The 21,263-nt window shown below is 65.4% G+C and carries 25 protein-coding genes; 15 read left to right on the top strand and 10 right to left on the bottom strand.

Translation table 11 applies throughout. The annotated features are described in order from the left end of the window. Nucleotides 1–8: 8 nt before the first annotated feature. Nucleotides 9–968 (bottom strand): Bug family tripartite tricarboxylate transporter substrate binding protein, encoded by a 960-nt coding sequence (locus ACO07I_RS25185; RefSeq protein ID WP_422012311.1) that lies wholly within the window; start codon nucleotides 966–968, stop codon nucleotides 9–11. Between the two features lie 95 nt (nucleotides 969–1,063). Between ACO07I_RS25185 and ACO07I_RS25190 the strand changes: the two genes are divergently transcribed. Beyond that, on the top strand, nucleotides 1,064–1,198 hold the full coding sequence (locus ACO07I_RS25190; RefSeq protein WP_422012313.1) for a hypothetical protein: 135 nt from the start codon (nucleotides 1,064–1,066) through the stop codon (nucleotides 1,196–1,198). Here ACO07I_RS25190 and ACO07I_RS25195 read toward each other — a convergent pair. Then, entirely contained in the window at nucleotides 1,180–1,632 is a 453-nt protein-coding gene (locus ACO07I_RS25195) for a nucleoside deaminase (RefSeq protein ID WP_422012315.1), read from the bottom strand. The two genes, ACO07I_RS25190 and ACO07I_RS25195, sit on opposite strands and share 19 nt — an antisense overlap. Nucleotides 1,633–1,740: 108 nt before the next feature. Between ACO07I_RS25195 and ACO07I_RS25200 the strand changes: the two genes are divergently transcribed. Beyond that, the gene (locus ACO07I_RS25200; RefSeq protein ID WP_422012316.1) at nucleotides 1,741–2,583 is read left to right on the top strand and encodes an SDR family NAD(P)-dependent oxidoreductase; all 843 of its coding nucleotides are present in this window, start codon (nucleotides 1,741–1,743) and stop codon (nucleotides 2,581–2,583) included. A gap of 108 nt (nucleotides 2,584–2,691) precedes the next feature. Here ACO07I_RS25200 and ACO07I_RS25205 read toward each other — a convergent pair whose 3' ends face one another. Together ACO07I_RS25205 and ACO07I_RS25210 are read right to left on the bottom strand one after the other, a co-directional pair. After that, nucleotides 2,692–3,783, bottom strand: a complete 1,092-nt coding sequence (locus tag ACO07I_RS25205; RefSeq protein WP_422012317.1) for an AbrB family transcriptional regulator — start codon at nucleotides 3,781–3,783, stop codon at nucleotides 2,692–2,694. Next, the gene (locus ACO07I_RS25210) at nucleotides 3,780–4,562 is read right to left on the bottom strand and encodes an NAD kinase (protein ID WP_422012319.1); all 783 of its coding nucleotides are present in this window, start codon (nucleotides 4,560–4,562) and stop codon (nucleotides 3,780–3,782) included. The genes ACO07I_RS25205 and ACO07I_RS25210 overlap by 4 nt, the downstream gene beginning before the upstream one ends. 103 nt (nucleotides 4,563–4,665) lie before the next feature. Between ACO07I_RS25210 and ACO07I_RS25215 the strand changes: the two genes are divergently transcribed. After that, nucleotides 4,666–5,544 carry a TauD/TfdA dioxygenase family protein gene (locus ACO07I_RS25215; protein ID WP_422012321.1) on the top strand — a complete coding sequence of 293 codons (879 nt, stop codon included), beginning with the start codon at nucleotides 4,666–4,668 and terminating at the stop codon, nucleotides 5,542–5,544. Nucleotides 5,545–5,599: 55 nt separating this feature from the next. Here the strand turns inward: ACO07I_RS25215 and ACO07I_RS25220 are convergent, their stop codons facing one another. Further along, complete coding sequence (locus ACO07I_RS25220) at nucleotides 5,600–7,411, bottom strand: B12-binding domain-containing radical SAM protein (RefSeq protein WP_422018372.1); 1,812 nt, start codon at nucleotides 7,409–7,411, stop codon at nucleotides 5,600–5,602. A 290-nt stretch (nucleotides 7,412–7,701) separates the two neighbouring features. On the opposite strand from ACO07I_RS25220, the gene ACO07I_RS25225 reads away from it, so the two are divergent. Together ACO07I_RS25225 and ACO07I_RS25230 are read left to right on the top strand one after the other, a co-directional pair. Continuing rightward, nucleotides 7,702–8,952: an MFS transporter gene (locus tag ACO07I_RS25225; protein WP_422012322.1), complete on the top strand. Its 1,251-nt coding sequence runs from the start codon at nucleotides 7,702–7,704 to the stop codon at nucleotides 8,950–8,952. 36 nt (nucleotides 8,953–8,988) lie between these two features. Continuing rightward, a complete protein-coding gene (locus tag ACO07I_RS25230; protein ID WP_422012324.1) occupies nucleotides 8,989–10,092 on the top strand; it encodes a lipid A deacylase LpxR family protein in 1,104 nt (367 codons plus the stop codon). A gap of 63 nt (nucleotides 10,093–10,155) precedes the next feature. Here the strand turns inward: ACO07I_RS25230 and ACO07I_RS25235 are convergent, their stop codons facing one another. Together ACO07I_RS25235 and ACO07I_RS25240 are read right to left on the bottom strand one after the other, a co-directional pair. Then, nucleotides 10,156–10,311, bottom strand: a complete 156-nt coding sequence (locus tag ACO07I_RS25235) for a DUF3309 family protein (RefSeq protein WP_298307994.1) — start codon at nucleotides 10,309–10,311, stop codon at nucleotides 10,156–10,158. Between the two features lie 10 nt (nucleotides 10,312–10,321). Beyond that, nucleotides 10,322–10,918, bottom strand: coding sequence for a superoxide dismutase (locus ACO07I_RS25240; RefSeq protein WP_422012327.1), 597 nt, complete (start codon nucleotides 10,916–10,918; stop codon nucleotides 10,322–10,324). Nucleotides 10,919–11,246: 328 nt separating this feature from the next. Here ACO07I_RS25240 and bfr point away from each other — a divergent pair, with 328 nt between their 5' ends. Further along, nucleotides 11,247–11,732 (top strand): bacterioferritin, encoded by a 486-nt coding sequence (gene bfr, locus ACO07I_RS25245; protein WP_422012329.1) that lies wholly within the window; start codon nucleotides 11,247–11,249, stop codon nucleotides 11,730–11,732. 19 nt (nucleotides 11,733–11,751) lie between these two features. Here bfr and ACO07I_RS25250 read toward each other — a convergent pair whose 3' ends face one another. Together ACO07I_RS25250 and ACO07I_RS25255 are read right to left on the bottom strand one after the other, a co-directional pair. Continuing rightward, nucleotides 11,752–11,955, bottom strand: a complete 204-nt coding sequence (locus ACO07I_RS25250) for a (2Fe-2S)-binding protein (protein WP_422012331.1) — start codon at nucleotides 11,953–11,955, stop codon at nucleotides 11,752–11,754. 125 nt (nucleotides 11,956–12,080) lie between these two features. Then, the gene (locus ACO07I_RS25255) at nucleotides 12,081–13,742 is read right to left on the bottom strand and encodes an adenylate/guanylate cyclase domain-containing protein (protein WP_422012333.1); all 1,662 of its coding nucleotides are present in this window, start codon (nucleotides 13,740–13,742) and stop codon (nucleotides 12,081–12,083) included. A gap of 87 nt (nucleotides 13,743–13,829) precedes the next feature. Here ACO07I_RS25255 and ACO07I_RS25260 point away from each other — a divergent pair, with 87 nt between their 5' ends. Genes ACO07I_RS25260 through ACO07I_RS25275 form a run of 4 tightly spaced genes read left to right on the top strand, consistent with a single transcriptional unit; the run spans nucleotide 13,830 to nucleotide 16,037 of the window. Then, nucleotides 13,830–14,288 (top strand): MaoC family dehydratase, encoded by a 459-nt coding sequence (locus ACO07I_RS25260; protein ID WP_422012335.1) that lies wholly within the window; start codon nucleotides 13,830–13,832, stop codon nucleotides 14,286–14,288. Beyond that, nucleotides 14,285–15,130, top strand: coding sequence for a VOC family protein (locus ACO07I_RS25265; RefSeq protein WP_422012337.1), 846 nt, complete (start codon nucleotides 14,285–14,287; stop codon nucleotides 15,128–15,130). The genes ACO07I_RS25260 and ACO07I_RS25265 overlap by 4 nt, the downstream gene beginning before the upstream one ends. A gap of 5 nt (nucleotides 15,131–15,135) precedes the next feature. Further along, nucleotides 15,136–15,579 (top strand): acyl-CoA thioesterase, encoded by a 444-nt coding sequence (locus ACO07I_RS25270; RefSeq protein WP_422012339.1) that lies wholly within the window; start codon nucleotides 15,136–15,138, stop codon nucleotides 15,577–15,579. Next, entirely contained in the window at nucleotides 15,576–16,037 is a 462-nt protein-coding gene (locus ACO07I_RS25275; RefSeq protein ID WP_422012341.1) for a PaaI family thioesterase, read from the top strand. The genes ACO07I_RS25270 and ACO07I_RS25275 overlap by 4 nt, the downstream gene beginning before the upstream one ends. Nucleotides 16,038–16,132: 95 nt before the next feature. Here the strand turns inward: ACO07I_RS25275 and ACO07I_RS25280 are convergent, their stop codons facing one another. Then, entirely contained in the window at nucleotides 16,133–17,716 is a 1,584-nt protein-coding gene (locus ACO07I_RS25280) for a hypothetical protein (protein WP_422012343.1), read from the bottom strand. 60 nt (nucleotides 17,717–17,776) lie between these two features. Between ACO07I_RS25280 and ACO07I_RS25285 the strand changes: the two genes are divergently transcribed. The 5 genes from ACO07I_RS25285 to ACO07I_RS25305 are packed head-to-tail and all read left to right on the top strand — an operon-like array spanning nucleotide 17,777 to nucleotide 21,206. Continuing rightward, nucleotides 17,777–18,517 (top strand): class I SAM-dependent methyltransferase, encoded by a 741-nt coding sequence (locus ACO07I_RS25285; protein WP_422012345.1) that lies wholly within the window; start codon nucleotides 17,777–17,779, stop codon nucleotides 18,515–18,517. Beyond that, nucleotides 18,510–19,595, top strand: coding sequence for a glycosyltransferase family 2 protein (locus tag ACO07I_RS25290; protein WP_422012347.1), 1,086 nt, complete (start codon nucleotides 18,510–18,512; stop codon nucleotides 19,593–19,595). The genes ACO07I_RS25285 and ACO07I_RS25290 overlap by 8 nt, the downstream gene beginning before the upstream one ends. A 3-nt stretch (nucleotides 19,596–19,598) precedes the next feature. Then, the gene (locus ACO07I_RS25295) at nucleotides 19,599–19,931 is read left to right on the top strand and encodes a DMT family transporter (RefSeq protein WP_422012349.1); all 333 of its coding nucleotides are present in this window, start codon (nucleotides 19,599–19,601) and stop codon (nucleotides 19,929–19,931) included. Nucleotides 19,932–19,942: 11 nt separating this feature from the next. Then, nucleotides 19,943–20,806, top strand: a complete 864-nt coding sequence (locus ACO07I_RS25300; RefSeq protein WP_422012351.1) for a crotonase/enoyl-CoA hydratase family protein — start codon at nucleotides 19,943–19,945, stop codon at nucleotides 20,804–20,806. A gap of 13 nt (nucleotides 20,807–20,819) precedes the next feature. Beyond that, nucleotides 20,820–21,206: a nuclear transport factor 2 family protein gene (locus ACO07I_RS25305; protein WP_422012353.1), complete on the top strand. Its 387-nt coding sequence runs from the start codon at nucleotides 20,820–20,822 to the stop codon at nucleotides 21,204–21,206. The last annotated feature ends 57 nt before the right edge of the window (nucleotides 21,207–21,263 follow it).

Here is a 21,263-nt window from a genome sequence, read left to right on the forward strand (position 1 = left end):
TCCCGTCCTCACGGCAGCTTGATGTCGCCCTTCTTGATGATCGCACCGAACATGGCGCTCTCGGCGCCGATCTGTTTCCTGAAATCCGAGGGGTTGAGATAGGTCACGCGCATGCCGCCATTGTGGACCTTGGTCATGATGTCGGGTGCGCGGAGCGCGTCTGCAATCGCGTGGTCGAGGCGCGCGATCGCTTCGGGCGAGGTGCCGGCAGGGGCCAGGATACCGAACCAGGAATCGCCGCCTTCCTTGCCGTAGCCGGTCTCCTGCAGGGTCGGGACATCGGGGAAGTCCGGGTGGCGCACTTCGGCCAGCATTGCGAGGGCGCGCAGCTTGCCCGTCTTGATGTGCGGCAGGGTGGTCTGGTCGAACTGCGCCTGGATCTCGCCGGCCAGCAGCGCATTGGTCGCGGGCGCGCTGCCGCGATAGGGGACATGGGTCATCCGGATGCCGGCTTCGAGGCAGAGCATCTCGCCGAACAGGTGGGTGATGGTGGCCAAGCCGGCCGAGCCGTAGTTCAGCTTGCCCGGATTGGCCTTCGCATGGGCCACGAACTCTGCGACCGTGTTGGCCGGCACCGACGGATGGACGGCGAAGGCGCCCCACGAAGTCGACATGCGCGAGACCGGGACGATGTCGCGTTCGGGGTCGAAGGGGGTCGCCTGGAGGTGCCGCGTGATGCAGACCATGGCCGTCGTCGTCGTGAGGAACGTGTGGTGGTCGACCGGCTGGTTCTTCACGAACTCCGCCCCGATCATGCCCGAGGCACCAGCCTTGTTGTCGAACAGCACGCCCTGGCCCAGCAGCTGGGCGGCACGCTCCATGACGATGCGGCTCGATACGTCCGACGGGCCGCCGGGCGGATAGGGGATGACGAGGCGAAGTGGCTTGGAAGGCCATGGAGCCTGGGCGATCGCGGGCGACGCGAGCGCGGTTGCAAAGGCCGAGGCGGTGAACGCACGACGACGCATGGACGCTCCTCCGATTCATTCTTGTTTGGAGAAGCTTCCCACGCGGGCGCCCGGCTCGCCAGCCCGGCCCGCCAGCTTCGTGATAGGCTCCTCCCATGAAACGGTTTGGCGATCCCAGAGTGGCCGCGACGTTCAAGGCCTATCCGCCGGAGGTGCGCGCCCGGCCGCCCATGGGTGAGCTAAAGCACTGCCTGGCCCTCGCGCTCACCCATCACTTGCGCGCGAAGTAGCGGCTGCGCAGAGACAGGCACTCCTCCTCGAGGATGCCGGTCGTGAATTTGATGTCGGCGCCCACGAATTCTGCAAACGTCTCGACGGAGTAGCGGCCGAAGGTGCGGCCCACAGTCTTGAAGCGAAGGCCCAGCACCCAGTGGCCGACCTTGGCGTTCAACAAGGCGCCGGCGCACATCGGGCAAGGCTCTACCGTGGTGTAGAGCGTCGTGCCCGACAAGTCGTCCGTGCCAAGCGTGCGGCATGCATCGGAAATGGCATCGGTCTCCGCATGGATCAGCGAGTTGCCGGTGTGGATGCGGTTGCGCCCGCGGCCGACGATTTCGCCCTCGCGCACGATCACCGCGCCAACGCCCATGTCGCCTTCCTTGTCCGCGACGGCGGCGAGTTCGAGTGCCTGCCGCATCATCGTCTCGTGATGGTTCGTGTCCATGGGCTCGATCATGGACGGGGCGTGTCGCGTCGTCACCCTGATTCCAAACTGGCCCTTCGTGCTAGGCTCGATCTCAATCCTTCCGTCCCCAGAAGACGGGAGAGGAAAATGAAGCGGGAGCGAAGCGGCATGAGCGGCAAGTTGAAAGACAGGGTGGCGATCGTTGTCGGGGCGGGCTCGAGCGGGCCGGGCTGGGGCAACGGCAAGTGCACGGCCATCACCTTCGCGCGTGAAGGCGCCAGGGTGCTTTGCGTCGACGTGAAGCGGGCCGCCGCCGAGGAGACGGTGGGGCTGATCGAGAAGGAGGTCGGTCCCGGCTTCGCCGTCGCGCACGAGGCCAACGCCTCGAACAACGCCGAGGTGAAGGCCATGGTCGATGCCTGCATGGTGAAGTGGGGGCGGGTCGACATCCTCGACAACAATGTCGGCATCGGCTCCCAGGGCGGGCCGGTCGAGCTCAGCGAAGACGAGTGGCATCGCGTCTTCGACGTCAACGTGAAGAGCTTCTTCCTCACCGCCAAGCACGTGCTGCCGATCATGGAGAAGCAGGGCAAGGGCGCGATCGTGAACGTGAGCTCGATCGCCTCGATCCGCAGCCCCAAGGGGATTTCCTATCTGGCCTACAATGCCAGCAAGGGGGCGGTGAACTCGCTCACCATGGCGATCGCCTCGCAGTATGCGGAGAAGGGCATCCGCTGCAACGCGATCCTGCCCGGGCTGATGCACACGCCGATGATCGACTTCCTGGCCGAGCAGTATGCCAAGAGCGAGAAGGACCATAACCAGGCCTACGAGAAGATGATCGCCATCCGCGATCACGCCTCGCCGACCGGCAAGATGGGCACCGGCTGGGACACCGCCAATGCGGCCCTGTTCCTCGCCTCGGACCAGTCGGCCTATGTGAACGGCCACCTGTTGGTGGTCGACGGCGGCATCACGGTGCGGGCGTAGGGCGCCGCGATTCGAAGCGCACAGTCGAAATAAACGAAATAAACGAAATAAACGAAATGACCTTAGGGTATTCAGCGGCAGGTACCTGGATACCGCGGGGAGGCCCGGTCAGCGGCGCGCGCGTCGCAGGATCGTCCGGAAGACGATCGGTCCGGTGATGATGATGAGGAACAGCCGGAACAGATGGTGGGTCGCCACCATCGCGATCTCGATGCCCAGCGCCAGGCCGATCAGGCTCATCTCGGCGAAGCCGCCGGGGGCATAGCTCAGGACGGTGGCGTCGAGGTTGAGGCCGGTGAGTGCGTGGGTGATCTCGGCGAATCCCACGGCGCAGGCGATCAGGATGAAGGCGGCGCCGATCGAGGCGGCCATCTCCTTGTGCAGCCTGTCGAAGTTGGTGCCGACGAAGCGGCAGCCGATGCCGGTGCCGACCACGACCTGCGCCGCCGCGACCAGGAAACCCGGTGGCTGCGAGTTGGTGAAACCGCCGAGATGGGCGATGGCGCTGACGATCATTGGTCCCATCATGAAGCTGGCAGGCAGGCGCAGCAGGCGGCCGAGCACCGCGCCGATCACGCCGCAGGCGATCAGGATGGCATAGTCCTTCCAGTCGTTGCCGGTCGGCCCATGGACCATGGTGAGAACGCTGGTCTGCGCGCCGTTCACCAGCCGGTACCAGACCGGGATGGTGAGCACGACGGTCAGGATGCGCAGCGCGTGGGCGAGCGCAATCGCGCGTTCCTGGCCGCCCATAGCGCCGCCCATGATGGTCATGTCGTTCAGACCGCCCGGCATGGCGGCGAAGTAGCAGGTGACCTTGTCCCAGTCGGTGACCCGCCGCAGCCAGGCATAGCAGAGCGTGGCGCCGGTCATGGTCATGCCGGTGAGGACACAGAGGCTGACGGCCCATTCGCCCAGCCGCTGCACGAGTTCGGGTGTGAAGCCCGAGCCCAGCAGCACGCCCAGGATGATGATCATGCCCTGGCGCAGTCGCACCCGCATGCCCACCCGCAGTCCGAGGAAGGCGGCGACGGTCGAGAAGACGCAGGCGCCCAGCATCCACGCGAGCGGCATGCGCAGCCAGTCGAACACGAAGCCGCCCGCCGTGCCGATGGCGAGCGCGAGCGCGAGAGGCTGCCAGCCCTCGTGGCCGATGATCCTCTTCTTCCCGGGCTTGATGGGGGTGTCGTTGCCGCTCAAGGAGCGAACTGCTCCTTGAGGATCCGTTCCTCTAGATCATGCTCGGGGTCGAACAGCAGGGTGAGTTTCGTATCGCTGGCCTCGGTCACCGCGACATGGGCGACGTTGGCGATCTCCACCGAGTCGGCCGCCGCCGCGACGGGACGCTTCTTCGGATCGAGGATCGTGAATTCGACCTTGGATGTGCGCGGCAGCAAGGCGCCGCGCCAGCGCCGCGGCCGGAAGGCGTTGATCGGCGTCAGCGCGAGCAGGCCGGCGCCGAGCGGCAGGATCGGTCCGTGGGCCGAGAGGTTGTAGGCGGTGGAACCGGCCGGCGTGGCCACCAGCACGCCGTCGCAATGCAGCTCGGGCAGACGCTTTTGACCGTCGACCGCGACCTCGATTCGCGCCGTCTGGCGGCTCGAGCGCAACAGCGACACCTCGTTGATGGCGAGCACTTCAGTCGCCTTGCCGCGCGTGTTGGTGGCCAGCATGCGCAGCGGCGTCAGCGTCACCTGGCGGGCCTTCTTGAGGCGCTTCAACAGGTTGGTTTCCTTGTAGGTGTTGAGCAGGAAGCCGACCGTGCCGAGATTCATGCCGTAGATCGGCTTGAGCCGCCGCATGTTGCGGTGGAGGGTCTGCAGCATCAGCCCGTCGCCGCCGAGCGCGACGATGATGTCGGCTTCGGCGGAGGTTGCCGCGCCGTAGATCTGTTCGAGGCGTGTCTTGGCCTCGCGGGCCGTGGCCGTGCTGGCGGAAACGAAGGCGAGGCGGGGAGCGGGCGGGGACTGGACGGCCATACGGGATACAGCAATGCCTCGGGTGCAGGAATCGCACTATAGCCGCCCGCTGCGCCGGTGCGATAAAATCCCGGTCACAAAAGAAACGGCGAGGAGGAACGCGATGGAACTGGTCCCACTGGGCGATGGTTTTGGCGTCGAAGTGAAGGGCGTGTCGCTGCTCGACGTTGCGACCGATGCCGAGGCCTACAAGGCCGTCCGCGAGGCTTTCGAGACCCATTCACTCCTTGTGTTCCGGGACCAGCAGATTGCCGACGACATCCAGGTCGCCTACAGCCGTGCCTTCGGGCCGCTGGAACTCACCAAGGTCGCGTCGCTCGGTGCCAACAGCTTCTATTCGCGCCTGACCAATGTCGGCCAGCAGGGCGAGATCGTGCCGCCGGATCACCGCCAGGTACTGATCGCCAAGGCCAATGCGCTCTGGCACACCGACTCGTCCTTCAAGAAGACGCCGGCGCTTGCCTCCGTGCTGACCGCGCGCGTGCTGCCGGGCGAGGGCGGCGAGACCGAGTACACCTCGACGCGGCTCGCCTGGGAACGGCTGCCGACGGACATGCAGGAGCGGCTGAAGAATGCGGTGGCCACGCACTCGTACGCCAACAGCCGCGACCAGATCCATCCCGACCTCGCCAATGCCGAGGAACGCAAGGCTCTGCCGCCGGTGCGCTGGCGGTTGAATTGGCGCAATCCGGCCAACGACCGCCGCGCCCTCTATGTCGCGAGCCATGCCTATGCGATCGACGGCATGGACGATCGCGACGCGCGCCAGCTGCTCGCGCAGCTGCTCGACGAGGCGACACGGCCGGAATTCGTCTACAGCCACAAATGGCGCCAGGGCGACGCGGTGATGTGGGACAACCGCGCCATGCTCCACCGCGGCCGCCCGTGGGACTACACGCGCGAGCGTTCGATGGTGCGCACGACGATCTCGGCGACAGACGCAGACGGGCTCGGCGAAGTCACGCCGCCGGTCGTTCACTAGAGATTCGAGGGATACTGGCGGCGCGGAGCCCGCGCCGCCAGTTCGAGGCGGGACGCTATTCTGCGGCGGCGAGGCGCTGCTGGTTCTGCTGGGCCGCCACCTTGGCACGGGCGAGGTCCTCGCCCCGGCGCTTGTTGACGGCCGCACCGCCGCCCGCCGTGTCGGCGAACAGCGACAGCTTGTCCATGTCGTCGTCGACCACAGGCTGCAGCGCGAGGTCGGTGTATTCGAGGCGCTTCGGGTCGTTCTTGACCTTGCGGCCGATCGCCATGCCCTGCAGCGTGAGGCGGGTGTAGATCTTCAGCTTGCGCCAGAAGTCCTTGGCCACCTTGTAGTGGAACACGCCGATCGGCTCGATCGGCAGGCCATGGCGGCGGTCGAGGCGGTATTTCATGCGCACCGCGCCGCCTTCCAGCGGATGCACGCCCTCGGCCTCGAACATGATCTTGAACATGGTCATGAAGCGCGCCGGCTCGGCCGGGTCGCGGCCGGGGATCGCGCCATGGCGGCGCGCCACCGTCTCGATGTGCTCCGGCGTGTAGTAGGAGGCCCAGGCTTCGCGATAGACCTGCTCGAACTCCGCGTCGCTCATCTTGGGGTGATGCACGCAGCGATGATGGACGTCGTACTTGTTGAGGTCGGGGTCCATCCAGACGCCCTGCTTCCACAGGGTCTGGTGATCCTCCGAACCGGGGAGCGGCGTCAGCATGAACAGCTCGAGGATATCGAGCGGCAGCTCCTTCTTGATGATCTCCATGTCGCGCAGGATCGAGGCGCGCGTGTCGCCGGGGAACCCGAGAATGTAGCCGGCCCAGGTCGAAGCGCCGCTATTGTGCCACGCCTGCAGCATCTTGCGGTACTCGGTGATCTTGTTCTGGCGCTTCTTGGCGGCCAGCAGATTGTCCGGGTTGACGTTCTCGAGGCCGATGAAGACGCGATAGACGCCGGCCCAGCGCGCCTTGTTGATGAAGTTCGGAATCCGGTGGCACTGGGTGTCGACCTGGATGATCAGGGAGAGCTGGATTCCCTCGTTCTCCTTGAGCTCGATGAGCCGGTCGAAGAAATCCTCCCAGTGCTTGTTGCGGGCCATGTTGTCGTCGGTGATGAAGAACGACGTAATGCCCTGCTTGTAGTTCTCGCGGATGATCGCTTCGAGATCGTCGGCGGTGCGGAAGCGGCTCTTGCGGCCCTGCACGTTGATGATGGTGCAGAACGAGCACTGGAACGGGCAGCCGCGGCCGAGGTCGAAGCTCGACATGCCGCCCTCGTTGCGCGCCAGCGCCGACGGCGGCAGATGAGGGGTCGGGGCGCCCTCGAGGCCCGGCAGATCGTCCATGTAGTTGTAGAGCGGCTTCATGGTGCCGTTCATCGCGTCGCGCAGCACGAGGTCGAAGCGGCCTTCCTCAGCCTCGCCGGCGAAGATCGAGACGCCCATGTCCATGGCTTCCTGGATCTCGGGCGGGATCACCGGCAGCATGGACAGGCAGCCTGAGACGTGGAAGCCGCCGATTGCCACCGGAAAGCGGCCCTTCAGGAACTTGCGGGCGAGGTCGACGGCATGGGGATACTGATTGGTCTGGACGCCGACCAGGCACACCAGGCCCTTGCCGCCGCTGCGCTCGATCTGGGCCATAAGCCGGTCCGGCCTGACGCGCGTGTTGGTCTCGTCGATCGGGTGAATGACGATGTCCACGTCCGGTCCAAGGACCTGCCGCGCACGGCAATCCTCGCCCAGCCCATAGAGCGCGGCGAGGGTGTTCGAGGGGATATGTGACCGAAGCCAGGTGATCGGGTAGCCGTCGTCATCGTAATGAGTAGGCTTGATCAGGATGAGATGAAACTTCGTACGCTTCACGGCACCGCCCATAGCGGACTTCTCCAAGACATTACCCGCACGCGGCTCGAGCCAAATTACCGCTTGACGGCATCTGTTGTCACAATGCTCTGAGCCGGTTCCCGACGCAACGGGGCGCTGCCGAAAATTCTCAGAATGAATGCGGAATAGAACCACTAGAATTAGGGATTTGTGAGGCCAAGCCCAGCCATTAGTGCGGACGCGCCATGACGAGGCGACGATTGTGGTATTGGGCGCGAAGGCGCAGCGTCACTATGCCCAAGCGCCCCGACAAACGCGCAGGGTGAGGGAACGAACAGGAATTGAGCCTCATCGCCCGTGCGCCCGCCCTGGCGCCTTTTCAAATCCGCAGCTTCCGGTTCCAGTGGCCGGCCGATCTCCTCGCCTCCTGGGCGTTCGAGATGGAGACCGTCATCCTCGGCTGGTTCGTGCTGGTTTCGACCGGTTCGGTCCTGGCACTGGCGGTGTTCGGCTCCCTGCAGTTCCTCGGTACGCTGATCTCGCCGCTGTTCGGTATGGCGGGGGACCGGATCGGAAACCGCAACGTCCTGCTGCTCATGCGGACGGCCTATCTTGTCCTCGCCTCCTGTCTGGCCGTCCTGTTCCTGAGCGGTCTTGCGGCGCCGGTGCCCGTTTTCGTCCTGGCAACGATCATGGGGCTGGTGCGCCCGTCGGACATCACGATGCGCAACCTGCTGGTCGGCGAGACCATGCCGGCCGACTATCTGATGCGGGCGATGGGCGTGTCGCGGACGACCGCCGATTCCGCGCGCATAGTCGGCGCCCTGTCGGGCGCGGCGCTGGTCGCGGCCCTGGGCTCGGGGCTGGCCTATGTCGCGGTCTGCGGCGTCTATGCGGTGTGCCTCGCGCTGACCCTGGGCGTCGGAATACGTCGCGTGCGGATCCTGGGGGAAGGGGAGGCCACGCCGTCGGCACTCGGCGCATTGCGGCAGGGCTTCGCCTATGTCTGGTCGACGCCCGTCGTCCGAGCGGTGATGCTGCTCGCGTTTCTCGTGAACTTCGCGGCCTATCCGCTGACCGGCTCGCTGCTCGCCTATGTGGCGAAGGACATATACCGGATGGATCAGACCGGCTTGGGCTGGTTGATCGCCAGCTTTGCCGGCGGCGCGCTCACCGGGTCGATCCTCGTCTCCCTCTATGGCGCCCATATCCGGCCGGCGCGCACCATGATCGTCTGCACGCTGGTCTGGCTGTCGCTCAATCTCGTCTTTTCGTGGCTCACGACGCCCTTGATGGGCGAGATCGTCCTGTTCGGTTCGGGGCTCTTCCAGAGCTTCTGCATGATCCCGATGTCGGTGATCCTGCTCCGCGTCACCAATCCCGCCTTGCGGGGCTGCGTCATGGGCGTGCGCATGCTCGCCGTATACGGCATGCCGCTCGGGCTGCTGCTTTCGGGGCCGCTGGTCGAATGGGCCGGCTTTTCGGCGACGGGGACGTTCTACAGCGTGCTCGGTATCGTGTTCACCTTGGTGATCGGGCTGTGGTGGCGGGCCGAGCTGTGGGACCGTACCGCGCCGGTAAATGTCCGGTAGCCGCAACCCTGCGGCGGGAAGGGCGTTCCAGCGTGAATGCATCTCCGCCTCGCCAAGACCATCGCTCTGGCGATGGCAGCCTTTTGTACTGCAGCCCCTGCGGCGTGGGCGCAGACGTTCCCTGACGCAAGCCCGCCGCCGCCGCCTTCGGCCACTGAGGACGAACGGCGCAGCATCTACACATTCCAGGTCGAGAACGACGTGTTCAACCGGTTCGGGCGGTCGGACCGCGACTATACGAGCGGGCTGAGGATCGGCTGGCTTTCGCCCGCCATCACCGAGATGCCGCACGGCCTCGTGGCGATGACGACCATCCCGACCTTCCTGGGCGAAGCACCTGCGGATTCCGTAATTCGTCGGGTCGCTGTGTCGGTTGGCCAGAATATTTACACTCCGGAAGACACCTACGCGTCTTATCCGATCTACGACGACCGGCCCTATGCGGCGTGGCTTTATGCGAGCTTTGCGTTGCAGTACACCTACAAGCGTCATGACCCGGCGACGGGACGCGATGAGCCGACCCGTCTCGACACGTTGCAGCTCGATCTCGGCGTCATCGGCCCGGCCGCGGGCGGCGAGTTCGTTCAGAACAACTTCCACAAGCTGATTGGCGTGGAGCCCGCCTATGGTTGGGGCAACCAGCTTCACAACGAACCCACGGTCGGCCTCTCTTTCGAGCGGCGCTGGCGCACGGGGCGTGCCGTGCTGATCGACAATCCCAAGCTGGAGGTGGACTTCATCCCGCGCGCAGCGGTGGCGATCGGCAACGTCGCGACCTATGGCAGCGTCGGGGGCACGGCGCGTATCGGCAAGAACCTGCGGGACGACTTCGGCCCGACGCGGGCCCGTCCTGCTTTGCCGGGATCGGACGCCTTCATCGGCGATGGCAGCTTTGGCTGGTATCTGTTTGCCGGGATCGACGGGCAGGCAGTCGCCCGCAACATCTTCCTGGATGGCAACACCGACGGATTCAGTCAGCGCGTGTCGCACCGGCCGTTCGTCGGCGAGGTGCAGGCCGGACTGGCCGTACTTTGGGGCGGGGTGCGAATCTCCTACACCCAGATCCTGCGCACGCCGGAATTCTTCGAGCGCGACCGCATCACCCAGTTCGGCTCGATCAATCTCACCTTCCGATACTGAGTCTGGAGGCCGGGCAAAATAAAAGGGGCGCCCGAAGGCGCCCCCTGAGCCATGGACGGGCCACTAAATGCGTCCCATCAACAGCAATACGATCACGATGATGAGCACCAGTCCGATACCACCGCTTGGGTAGTAACCCCAGCCGCTGCTGTGCGGCCAGGTCGGCAGCGCCCCGATCAGTATGAGAATCAGGACGATCAGTAGGATGGTGCCCAACATTGATTGCTCCTTAGCCTAGGTTTGCCTCGGCGAACGACCAGTTCGCGAGCTTGTCGAGCCAGGCCTGGACGTGGTCCGGCCGGCGGTTCTGGAAGTCGAGGTAGTAGGCGTGCTCCCACACGTCGGCGACGAGGAGCGGGGTGCCGCCGTGGGCGATCGGGGTGTCCGCATTGGCGGTGGTCTCGATCTTCAGCTTGCCGTCGGCGCCCTTCACGAGCCACGCCCAGCCGCTGCCGAACTGACCCACGGCCGCCGCCTTGAAGGCCGCCTTGAAGGCGTCGAGACCCCCGAAGCTGTCATCGAGAGCGCTCTTGATCTTGCCGGTCGGCTCGCCGCCCTTGGGCGTCATGCTGTTCCAGTAGAAGGTGTGATTCCAGATCTGGCCGGCGTTGTTGAATATCGCCTTGCCCTTCTCGTCCTTGGCCGACTTCTTGATGATGTCCTCGAGCGACTGGCCTTCATAGGCCGTGCCCGGGACGAGCTCATTCAGCTTGTCGACATAGGCCTTGTGATGCTTGCCGTAGTGGAAGGAGATGGTGTTGGCCGAAATCACCGGCGCGAGCGCGTCATCGGCATAGGGGAGTTTCGGAAGAGTGAAATTGGACATAACGCTATCCTTGTCTGGCTGGCCCGGATCGTCCCGGGCGGGCGGCGTCCGACATGAACGCACCTCACCTTATGACGTTGCGCGTTGCGATGGCGCTACGTTTTTTCCTGTAAAATCACAAAGCCCTGATTCGCCGTGTGGGATCGAAAATCGCCTACGCACTCACGTGAAAGCGCTGCAAATCCGGCAAGTCGTTCTCACTCGCTGAGCTCCTGAGCGTGTCGCACGATTTTTTCAGCGAACGTTTCTCAGTCGCTCACTCTGTGGTTGCTTGCCCCCAATCGGTGAGTATTTGTGAGAACCGACCTATTCAAAGAGGAGGTTCGCCATGAAGGGCAACCCGCAGATCATCGCCGAGCTCAACAAGCTCCTGAAGAACGAGCTGACGGCGATCAATCAGTACTTTCTCCACGCTCGCATGATGAAGCACTGGGGCTTCGATCGCCTCGGCAAGAAGATCTATGAGGAGTCGATCGGCGAGATGAAGCACGCCGACAAGCTCATCGAGCGCATCCTGATGCTCGACGGCCTGCCCAACCTGCAGGACTTGGGCCGGCTCGCGATCGGCGAGAACGTACCTGAGGCGCTCGATGCCGACCTCAAGCTCGAGACCGCTGCGCGCACCGCGCTGGTCGAGGCGGTGACGGCCTGTGAGGCGGCGAAGGATTATGTCAGCCGCGAGATCGCGGTCAGCATCCTCGAGGACGCCGAGGAGCATATCGACTTCCTCGAGACCGAGATCGGCCTGATCGAGAAGGTGGGCGTGCAGAATTACCTGCAGAGCCAGATGGGCGAAGGGAAGGGGCCGAGCTGAGGCTCGGCATCCGGATCAGTCAGTCGGCCGCGAGGAGCGTCGGCTCTACAGAACGTTCATGGGCGATCGCGTGGGCTATGCGATCGCGCATGTCGCAGGCACAGGTCCCGCACTGGGGGCTCTTGCCACAGGCTCGAAACACGTCGGCCGGGCGACGGGCTCCCGCCCGGACGGCGGCGTCGACCTCGCGCTCGCGAATGGCTTTGCAGATACAGATGAACATGCTCTGACGGCCGTTTCTTCCCGCTGTTGCGACTTACTCGCATAAGCAGGATAGGGGCGGTCCCTGCCGCTGGTCAAGGGCCCAGAGTCGGGTCTGGGGACAGCCGCGGCCGCCTGCCGGGCAGCCTACTGCGGCGCGACCATGAACGGTCCGATGGCCGTGATGGCACAGTCGGAGCCCCCGGCATCGCGGCAGGCCTGAAGCGCCATGGAAGTGGCGTCCTGCTCGCTCGCTCGGCCGCTCGCGATGCCGATTCGGCCATTTGCCGCTAGCGCCACGGCGCGCCAGTCGTTGGCGATCAGATAGTCGTCGAGCGTCTTGGCCTGGGCATCATCGAGGCCCGCGCCGATATCCTGCGGCGCGAAGATGTCGGTCACCCGCATTGTCTGGGGGGTGCGCACGAGAACCTCCTTGTTCACGGCGTAGACGACGCACGGCCGTCCCGTGAGGTGGCCACAGATCTGCAGGTTTCGACGGATAACGTCGGTGTCGGTCTCGCTCGGCGTCCACCAGTCGAAGCGGTTGTGCCCCAGCACCAAGGCCCGGGTATGCCGGCTGGTGAGGTAGTGGGCCGCCAGCCGTTCCCGGGCGGACTCGCGAAGCAGGGGGGCGGTCGCCGGGTCGAAGACGATCGGCGGCACCGGCTTGGCCGAGGGGATATAGGGCGGCGGAGGCATGGGCGGCGCCCGGAACGACCAGACCACGTCGTTCTCGACCGCGTAGAGCATGCAGCGGTCGTAATCGCGGACGATCGGGACTTCCCGTTCGACCTTCTTGTTGCAGTCGTCCAGGGCGTCCCGGCGCGCGGCCGCCTCGTCGACCCGGTCGGTGGCCGTCGCAAAGATGCCCCGCACGTTCAAGGCGAAGGCCTTGGCGCCGGACGCATCCGCATAGTTCTGGACGGCGCGCCAGCGGAAGTCCGGGGTGAAGGGAACCTCTTTCGCCACGAATCGGCGGGGCGCGGCCGAAGGGGCGGGTGGGGGCTGCGCAGGCGGCGCGGCGGCCGGTGCTGCTGCCGGCGCTGCTGCGTGAGGAGTGACTGGGGGGACGGCTGTTTGAGCCACCGCTCGATCCGTCGCCAGGGCACCCGTGGGCTCGGCGATCTGCAGCGACGGCGGAAGCGTGGGATGACGAAGGTAGAAGGTCCCGGCGAGCGCTCCCAGGATCAGGACGGCCGTGGCGCCCCCCAGCAGGATGAGGCGCGTCCGCGGCATCGACCGGGCGACCCTATGGGCGGGATGGGCGGCGGCTGGCCGCGCGCCGTCGATGGTCAGGCGATAGGCGTGGATGGCGCGCGGAATGTTCTTGAGGTGCTGTTCGCCCAAGTCCTCGGTGCCCAGCATCAGCTTGCCGACGATCTGTTCGTGGACCGAGGACGAGATGCAGATGCCGCCGACCTCCGAGATCGACTCCAGCCGTACCGCCACGTTCACGGCATCGCCCATCAGGTCGTCGCCGCTTTCGACCACGTCGCCCAGGTTGATGCCGATTCTCAGGGTCAGCTGATCGTCGGCCTGAGCCGTCGCATTGGCCGAGCGCATGGCTTCCTGGATTTCCAGGGCGGCGCGCACCGCCTCGACCGGGCTCGCGAATTCGGCCAGCAACCCGTCGCCGGTCATCTTGAAGACGCGGCCGCGATGCTGGCGCACGAGCGTGCCCGCCGAATCGAGTCGGGCGGCCAGCAAGGCCAGCGCATGCTCCTCGTCGCGCGCCGACATGGTGCTGAATGCCACCACGTCGAGGGCGAGGATTGTCGTGAGCCGTCGAACGAGATTTGTGTCGGTCATTGCGCGCTGGTTTCCCGGCCGAAGCTACCATAGCCCGCGCCGGAGGACATGCTTGCGTGATCGGCCATGCTCTGCGAAGACCGAATCATGCAATCCGAAGAGCCCCGCTACTGGGAAGACTACGAAATCGGCCGGAAATACCCACTCGGCTCGACCAGCTTCACGGCCGAGGAGATCATCGAGTTCGCCGAGAAGTTCGATCCACAGAGCTTTCATGTCGACGCCGAGGCCGCGAAATCCTCGCTCTTCGGGGGGCTTTGTGCCTCCGGCTGGCATGTCGCCGCCAAGCTGATGAGGCTCTTCGTCGACAATTACGTCGACAAGCGCACGGCGCTGGGCTCTCCGGGCCTCGACGAGCTGCGCTGGCTGAAGCCGGTGCGGCCGGGCGACACGCTCACGGCCTGGGTCGAATGCGCCGACAAGGTCCCGTCGAAGAGCCGCCCGACGCTGGGCGTGATCCACGAACACTGGACGGCGGTCAATCAGAACGGCGAGTTGGTCATGACCTCCAAGGGGGTCAACATGGTGCTTAGGAGGCCGGCATGAAGCGTGCGGTGAAGGGGCTCGACCACGTGGTGGTCATGGTCGACGGCATCGACGCGGCCGAGGCTGCCTACAGGAAGCTCGGCTTCCAGGTCCAGCCGCGCGGCTTCCACAAGAAGCTCGGCACGGCCAACCACCTCATGATCTTCGATACCGACTACTTCGAGATCCTGGGCATCGTCGAGGATACCGAGTTCAACGCCGAGCGCCGTGAATGGCTGAAGGACGGAGGCGGTCTCGCCAACGTCGCCCTGGCGACCGACGGCGCAGACGTGGCCTACGAAGCCTTCAAGGCGGCCGGCCTCAATCCCGATGCCCCGCTCTTCTTCGACCGCGCGGTCGAGGTGGCGGGCAAGACGGAACTCGCCAAGTTCCGGACGGTGCGCATCCCCAAGGACAACATGCCGGTCGTCGGCTTCTTCGTGTGCGAGCACCAGACGCCTGAATTCGTCTACCGGCCGGAATGGGCGACTCATCCCAACGGCGCGCGCGGCATCCTTGGTGTCACGGTCATTGCCGAGCAACCCGCCAAATGGATCCCCGAGCTCGAGAAGTATTTCGGGCCTGGGTCCGTCAAGCGCGAGGGCGAGGGGCTGGTGGTCGATACCGGCACCCAGCCGATCCGCTACATGACCCCCAAGGACTATGCCGTCCGCTATCCCGGCATTACGCCGGTACGCGCGGGCGACCATCCGGCGCTGCTCACGATTCGCGTCGAGAACCTTGCAGCCTGCGAGGACCTGCTGAAGAAGAACGGCGTCAAGTACACGAAGCCCGATTCCGGGCGGCTGGTCGTGCCGCCGTCCGAAGCCGCGCATCTCACCCTGGAATTCTCGGAGCTCTAGTCTTCATGGCGTTCGATCTTGCCGACCGCGGCATCTACGGCTTCTCGACCACCGAAAACCTGCGCTTTGCGGACGTCGACGCCAACGGGCACATCAACAACGGCGCCTTTCTCGAGCTGCTGGAGAATGTGCGGGTCGCCTACCTGCGCCAGATCGTTCGGACGGGCCTGCCGCGCTTCCGCCTGGTCGTCGGACGCATCGAGGCCGACTTCAAGCGCCAGATGTTCTATCCCGGCACCGCCGTGGCCTGCTGCCGCCTGATCGAGGCGCACGACCGCAAGTGCATTGTCGGCCAGGGCCTGTTCGACGGCGAGGGAAACTGCACCGCCGTGCAGAAGGTGATCATGGTCTCCCTGAACGAGGAGACCCACCGCGCCACCCCGTTCGATCCGGTGGTGCGCGCGATGCTCGACCGTCTCGCGGCCTCCAAGGACGGGCTCGATCCATGACCGCCATACCGGAAGGCTTCCGCACGCTCGACGTCACCGACGATTTCGTGGGGCTGGTGGGACCGCTCTGGTTCAAGGCGGAAGAGGATGGGCTCAGGATCGGCCTGCCGCTGGAGAAGCGGCATGGCAACCCGATGGGCTGGGCCCATGGCGGGCTGCTGGTCACGGTCGCCGACATGGTGATGGGGGTGGGCTCCGGCTTCTCGACCGGGATGTTCTGGCCGCATCCCACGATCTCGCTCACCAGCGAGTTCGTGCGCGGCGCCAAACTGGGCCAGTGGCTCGAGGGCAAGGCGCGCATCGCCCGGCGCACCCTCAATTTCTGCTTCGCCAGCTGCGACCTCGTCTGCGGCGGCGAGATCGTCCTGGTGGCCTCGGGCGTCTTCAAGGTGCCCGATCCCGACAAGATCCCCGAAGCCGCGCGTGCCGTCGCGCTGGCGCCGCCGTGGAAGGCCTGAGCCTCCTGTCATCCTCAGCGCAGCGAAGGATCTAACGTCCGCCAGGGAGTACTGTCGGTCGTTCCGTCAGGTCCTTCGTTTCGCTCAGGACGACTCTATTTTTTTACCTTCTTCCGCCGGTAGATCCGGTAGCGGTCGAAGTCCATCAGGTGCTCGTAGTTTTCGAAGGCGTCGGCGAACACCCGATTCTGCAGGAAGTATTCGAGATAATCGAACTCCTTGCCCTGGCAGCGCGGCACGCCGGCGATCCGGTCGACGATCAGCAGGTCGGGATGCTCGCGGGCGAAATCCTCGCTCAGCGTGTCGAATACGAACTTCTCGGAGTCGCCCATCGTGTCGGGCGGATTGTAGAGGGCGGGGAAGTCGTCGCAGCGCGCGTAGACTCCCTGCAGCACCCACATGGTCAGGAACCGGGTGGTCATGCGACCGCCGATATAGTTCACCATCGGCCAGAACGGATAGATGCCCGGCGACAGGACCAGGATGGTCCGGTTCGGAGCGTTCTGTTCGATGATGTGCTGGAGCCGGCCGCCGATCGAATCCTCGAACTGGCGCTGCTTGTAGAAGGGCGGCGTGTAGAGGGCGGCCTGGAAGTAGAGCAGCACCATGAAGGTGGCGCAGATCACCGCCACCGGCAGACGATGGGCGCTGCGGCTGATCGGCAGGTAGCGGTCGACGGTCTGGGAGACGGTGAGGGCGGCGAGGAGGATGGCGGCCGAAAGTGCCGGCAGCACGTGATAGGGCCAACCCTTGGCCTGGCCGATGGCCGAGAGGGCCGCGCCCACGCCGAACACCACGAGGACTCGCGCGGCGATGGTCTTGGTGAAGACGATGGCGAGCAGGCCGAAAATCGCAAGCGCCAGCAGGGTCGGGCCCAGCACGTTGCTGGTCAGCACTTCCCGCCAGCCCGACTCTCCGATCGGCGCATAGGCCTCTACCGCCAGCGGCAGGACGAAATGCCCGAACTCGGGGAAGACCAGGTACATGATCGCCAGGTGAGCCACAGCCATCAGGCCGATTGCCCACGGGATCGGGTCGGTGAAAGTCGGGCGCACGCCGCGCCGGAACAGCAGGTAGAGCTCGACCGCCGCTGGGATGGCGAGATAGTGCGGCTTCATGGCGAGCGCGACGCCGGCCACGAGGCCTACCAGGATCGAGGCGAAGGGTGACGGGTTCACGCCCTCGGCGCGCGCCATCGAGGCGATCAGGTAGGGTGCGCAAGCCACGAACATGATGTGCTCGCGCTGACCGAAATGCTCGTTGGGCAGCACGGAAAACAGGAAAAGCAGAACCGGCGGCAGCAGCGCCTCGGTAAGCGCGTGGTCGGCCGACGGAACGAGACGGATGAGGCGCCGGCAGGCCCAGAAGGAGGCGAAGATGCCACCCACCACCCAGGCCGTGAACCAGAAGGCCACCGTGCCGGGCAGGAGCCGGGCCGTCAGCACTGGCAGTCCGTGCACGATGAAGGTCAGGGGCAGGTTCTCGTCCAGCACCTCGACATAGAGCTTCTCACCGCCGATCCAGCGGGTCGACACATCGAGGATCGCGGCGACGTCGTGGTTGATGGGCGGAAAGAAATAGCCTGCCAGCCATAGGATCGGCAGGGCGAACAGCGGGACCAGCAGGAGCCGCTCGACACGCGGCGGAATGGTCGGAGGTTTGGTGTGAACGGTTGGCAAGGCGGGGCGAAGATATCATAAGCGGACGGGAAGAGGAGACTTCCCGGGAGAGGCCGCTTCGTGGAACGGGCCGAGTACGAGCATATGCATGCGGTCGAAGATCGCATGTGGTGGTATCGCGGCCTGCGCCGCCTGGTCGCGGACCAGCTTGCCCGGGCGCTGTCGCGATCGCCGGCCGGCGGGTCGGTCCTCGATGCAGGATGCGGTACCGGCGGCATGCTGCGGGTCCTGGGCCCGGCCATTGTCGGGCGGCCGACCATCGGGCTCGAATACGATCCCGTGGCTGCAGGCCTGGCGAAGGCCAAGTCGGAGCGTCCGGTCGTCTCGGGGTCGGTCAATGAGCTGCCACTCGGCAATGGAACCCTCGGCGCCTACGTCTCGCTCGACGTGCTCTGCCACGCCAACGTCGAGCCCGCGCGTGCCCTGAAAGAGGCGTATCGCTGCCTCGGGCCGGGCGCCATCGTGGTCTTCAATCTTCCGGCTTATTCGTGGATGCTGTCGGCCCACGACAGGCGCGTGCACAATGCCCGCCGCTTTACGCGGGGAGAGGCACGCGCCCTGATCTCCGCGCCGGGCTTCCGTATCCTGCGTGCGAGCTATTGGAACACATTGCTGTTTCCCCTGATGCTTCTCCACCGGCTGATAGAACGCGACGACGCGGAGAGCGACGTGCGCGACTATCCGCGCTGGCTCGACGCAATCTTCTCCTCTGCGCTCGCCATCGAGCGCGCCGCCCTCGGCGCCGGGCTCAGCCTGCCGTTCGGCGGTTCCCTCCTGATCGTGGCGGTGCGTGATGCTTGAGAATTCCGAACAGGCGCAGGGGCCTTTGCCCGCCCTGTCCATCGTCGTACCGGTCTATAACGGCGCGGCGACCGTTGGCGAACTGGTGAAGGCGCTGCGCGCCCTCGAGATCGAAGGCGGGCTGGAGATCGTCCTGGTGGTCGATGGCAGTCCGGACAACAGTCTCGACGTCTGCAAGCAGCTCGCGGCCGAGCCCGGGGCGCCGGTGACGGTTCTCAGCCTCAGCCGGAACTTCGGTGAGCACAATGCGGTCATGGCGGGTTTCGCGCGGGCGCGCGGGGCCTACACGATCACGATGGACGACGACCTGCAGAACCCGCCCGAGGAGGTGCGTCGCCTGTTCGAGCATGCGCGCGACGGAAATTACGATGCGGTCTACACCTACTACGAAGAGAAGAAGCATGCGGCCTGGCGCAATCTCGGCAGCCGCTTCACCAACTGGTGCGCCGACAAGCTCATCGACAAGCCGCCGGGCCTCTATCTCTCGAGCTTTCGCTGCGTTTCGCGCTTCCTGCGCGAGCGGGTCGTGTCGAGCTACGAGGGCCCGGCGCCTTATGTCGACGGCCTGATCTTCCAGATCACCCAGAATGTGAGCCGCCTGCAGGTCAACCATCTTCCGCGGGCCGAAGGGCGCTCGAACTACACGCTGCGCCGCCTGCTGCGACTGTGGCTGGCGATGTTCCTGAACTTCTCGGTGATGCCGCTCCGCATTGCGACGATCCTCGGCCTGGTCTTCGGCGCCCTGGGCGCCCTGGCCGCCAGCATAACGATCGTCGAGGCGATCATCTCCGACAGGGCACCGCAGGGGTGGGCGTCGCTGATGGTCGCGGTGCTCGTGCTGGCGGGCGTGCAGCTGCTGGTGATCGGCATGATCGGCGAATATCTCGGCAGCATGTTCCTGGCCGTGAACCGCAAGCCGCAATACCTCGTGCGCGAAGTCATCAAGCGCGGCACGGGAATCGAGGGAGCGGCAGGGCTCGACATCGAGCACCCGAAGGTCGATACGCGGGCGGCCGGCCAGCCGCATCGCGAACCTTCGCATGAGCCACCACACGGGCCGCGCCCCAGGGAGAGCTGAAGCATGACGATCTACTACGTGGCGCTGGCGATTGGGATCCTGGCCGGTATCGGCGGCCAGATCCTGCTCAAGACGGGGGCCGACGCGCCCGATTTCGTGAGCCAGCTGCTGCGGCCCTCGACGATCGCGGGCCTGGCGCTCTACGGCTCGGCGGCCTTCCTCTACATCGTCGCACTGCGGAAGATTCCGGTTTCGGTGGCTTTTCCCAGCGTGTCGCTCTCCTATGCGATCGTTGCAGTGGCCGGCCACTTCCTTTTCGGCGAGCCGTTCGGCATCAAGCAAATCGGCGGCATTGCTCTGATCGTGGGTGGTGTTGTCCTCATCAACCAGAGCTGAGGGGCCTTCCCGTGAATTACGAGCAGATCAAATACGAGACCCAGGACGGTATCCTCACCATCACCCTCAACCGTCCCGACAAACTCAATGCCTTCACCGGCAAGATGCTGTCCGAGCTGCTCGACGCGATGGACCGTGCCGACCGCGACGACGACGTGCGCGCCGTCGTGTTCACCGGCGCGGGCCGCGGCTTCTGCGCCGGAGCCGACCTTTCGGGCGGCGCCAATACCTTCAATGCCGAGAATCGCGGACCGGTCGATCCCGGCCTCGACGGTCATCGCGACGGCGGCGGTCTCTTCACGCTGCGCCTTTACGAATCGCTGAAGCCCACCATCGCCGCCTGCAACGGACCGGCGGTCGGCGTCGGCATCACGATGCAGCTGGCCATGGACATCCGCCTCGCGTCCGAAGCGGCGCGCTACGGATTCGTGTTCACGCGCCGCGCCATCGTCATGGAAGCCTGCTCCAGCTGGTTCCTGCCGCGCCTCGTGGGGCCGCAGCAGGCGCTGGAATGGGTGATGACCGGCCGCGTCTTCTCCGCCGAAGAGGCGCTGAGCGGCCGGCTGGTGCGCTCTCTCCACAAGCCCGACGATCTCCTGCCGGCCGCCTATGCGCTGGCCCGCGAGATCGCCGACAATACCGCGCCGGTCTCGGTGGCACTCAATCGCCAGATGATCTGGAAGATGCTGGGCGCCGACCATCCGATGGAAGCCCACAAGGTCGATTCCAAGGGCATCTATTCGCGCGGCAAGTCGGACGACGTGAAGGAGGGCGTGACCGCCTTCCTCGAGAAGCGTCCGGCCCGCTTCCCCATGAAGGTGAGCGACGGCATGCCGTCCTACTTCCCGTGGTGGCCGGAGCGGAAGTTCAATTAGGCGGGAGCTCGGGGTGGACGAGCGGCTCGAGCGCAACAAGCGGACGGTCACGGAGTTCTACGACCTGATGTTCAATCAGGGGCGTCCGCGCGAGGCGGTCGAGCGCTATGTCGGCGCCGATTACATCCAGCACAATCCCGGCGTCGCCAGCGGGAAGCAGGGCTTCATCGACTATTTCGAGGAGGCCGCACGCGAATATCCCGGCAAGCACGTCGAGTTCAGGCGGGTGATCGCCGAGGGCGATCTCGTCGTGTTGCACTGCCGACAGGACTGGCCCGGCGATCATGTCTGGGCCGGCATCGACATCTTCCGGCTGGATGGCGAGGGCAAGATCGTCGAGCACTGGGACGTGTTGCAGATCGTGCCGGAAAAGGCCGCCAATCCGAACGGGATGTTCTGACGTCCTGCTGATCAGTTGCCGCGACGGTTGGCTTGCGGCAAGCTGCCGGAAAACAAG

The sequence above is a fragment of the Reyranella sp. genome (assembly GCF_965227665.1).
Lineage (GTDB): Bacteria > Pseudomonadota > Alphaproteobacteria > Reyranellales > Reyranellaceae > Reyranella.

Coding starts and splice junctions, on each gene's coding strand:
- ACO07I_RS25185 (WP_422012311.1), bottom strand. CDS start 968: ATGCGTCGTCGTGCGTTCACCGCCTCGGCCTTTGCAACCGCGCTCGCG.
- ACO07I_RS25190 (WP_422012313.1), top strand. CDS start 1,064: ATGAAACGGTTTGGCGATCCCAGAGTGGCCGCGACGTTCAAGGCCTAT.
- ACO07I_RS25195 (WP_422012315.1), bottom strand. CDS start 1,632: ATGGACACGAACCATCACGAGACGATGATGCGGCAGGCACTCGAACTC.
- ACO07I_RS25200 (WP_422012316.1), top strand. CDS start 1,741: ATGAAGCGGGAGCGAAGCGGCATGAGCGGCAAGTTGAAAGACAGGGTG.
- ACO07I_RS25210 (WP_422012319.1), bottom strand. CDS start 4,562: ATGGCCGTCCAGTCCCCGCCCGCTCCCCGCCTCGCCTTCGTTTCCGCC.
- ACO07I_RS25215 (WP_422012321.1), top strand. CDS start 4,666: ATGGAACTGGTCCCACTGGGCGATGGTTTTGGCGTCGAAGTGAAGGGC.
- ACO07I_RS25220 (WP_422018372.1), bottom strand. CDS start 7,411: ATGGGCGGTGCCGTGAAGCGTACGAAGTTTCATCTCATCCTGATCAAG.
- ACO07I_RS25230 (WP_422012324.1), top strand. CDS start 8,989: ATGCATCTCCGCCTCGCCAAGACCATCGCTCTGGCGATGGCAGCCTTT.
- ACO07I_RS25235 (WP_298307994.1), bottom strand. CDS start 10,311: ATGTTGGGCACCATCCTACTGATCGTCCTGATTCTCATACTGATCGGG.
- ACO07I_RS25240 (WP_422012327.1), bottom strand. CDS start 10,918: ATGTCCAATTTCACTCTTCCGAAACTCCCCTATGCCGATGACGCGCTC.
- bfr (WP_422012329.1), top strand. CDS start 11,247: ATGAAGGGCAACCCGCAGATCATCGCCGAGCTCAACAAGCTCCTGAAG.
- ACO07I_RS25250 (WP_422012331.1), bottom strand. CDS start 11,955: ATGTTCATCTGTATCTGCAAAGCCATTCGCGAGCGCGAGGTCGACGCC.
- ACO07I_RS25255 (WP_422012333.1), bottom strand. CDS start 13,742: ATGACCGACACAAATCTCGTTCGACGGCTCACGACAATCCTCGCCCTC.
- ACO07I_RS25260 (WP_422012335.1), top strand. CDS start 13,830: ATGCAATCCGAAGAGCCCCGCTACTGGGAAGACTACGAAATCGGCCGG.
- ACO07I_RS25265 (WP_422012337.1), top strand. CDS start 14,285: ATGAAGCGTGCGGTGAAGGGGCTCGACCACGTGGTGGTCATGGTCGAC.
- ACO07I_RS25270 (WP_422012339.1), top strand. CDS start 15,136: ATGGCGTTCGATCTTGCCGACCGCGGCATCTACGGCTTCTCGACCACC.
- ACO07I_RS25275 (WP_422012341.1), top strand. CDS start 15,576: ATGACCGCCATACCGGAAGGCTTCCGCACGCTCGACGTCACCGACGAT.
- ACO07I_RS25290 (WP_422012347.1), top strand. CDS start 18,510: ATGCTTGAGAATTCCGAACAGGCGCAGGGGCCTTTGCCCGCCCTGTCC.
- ACO07I_RS25295 (WP_422012349.1), top strand. CDS start 19,599: ATGACGATCTACTACGTGGCGCTGGCGATTGGGATCCTGGCCGGTATC.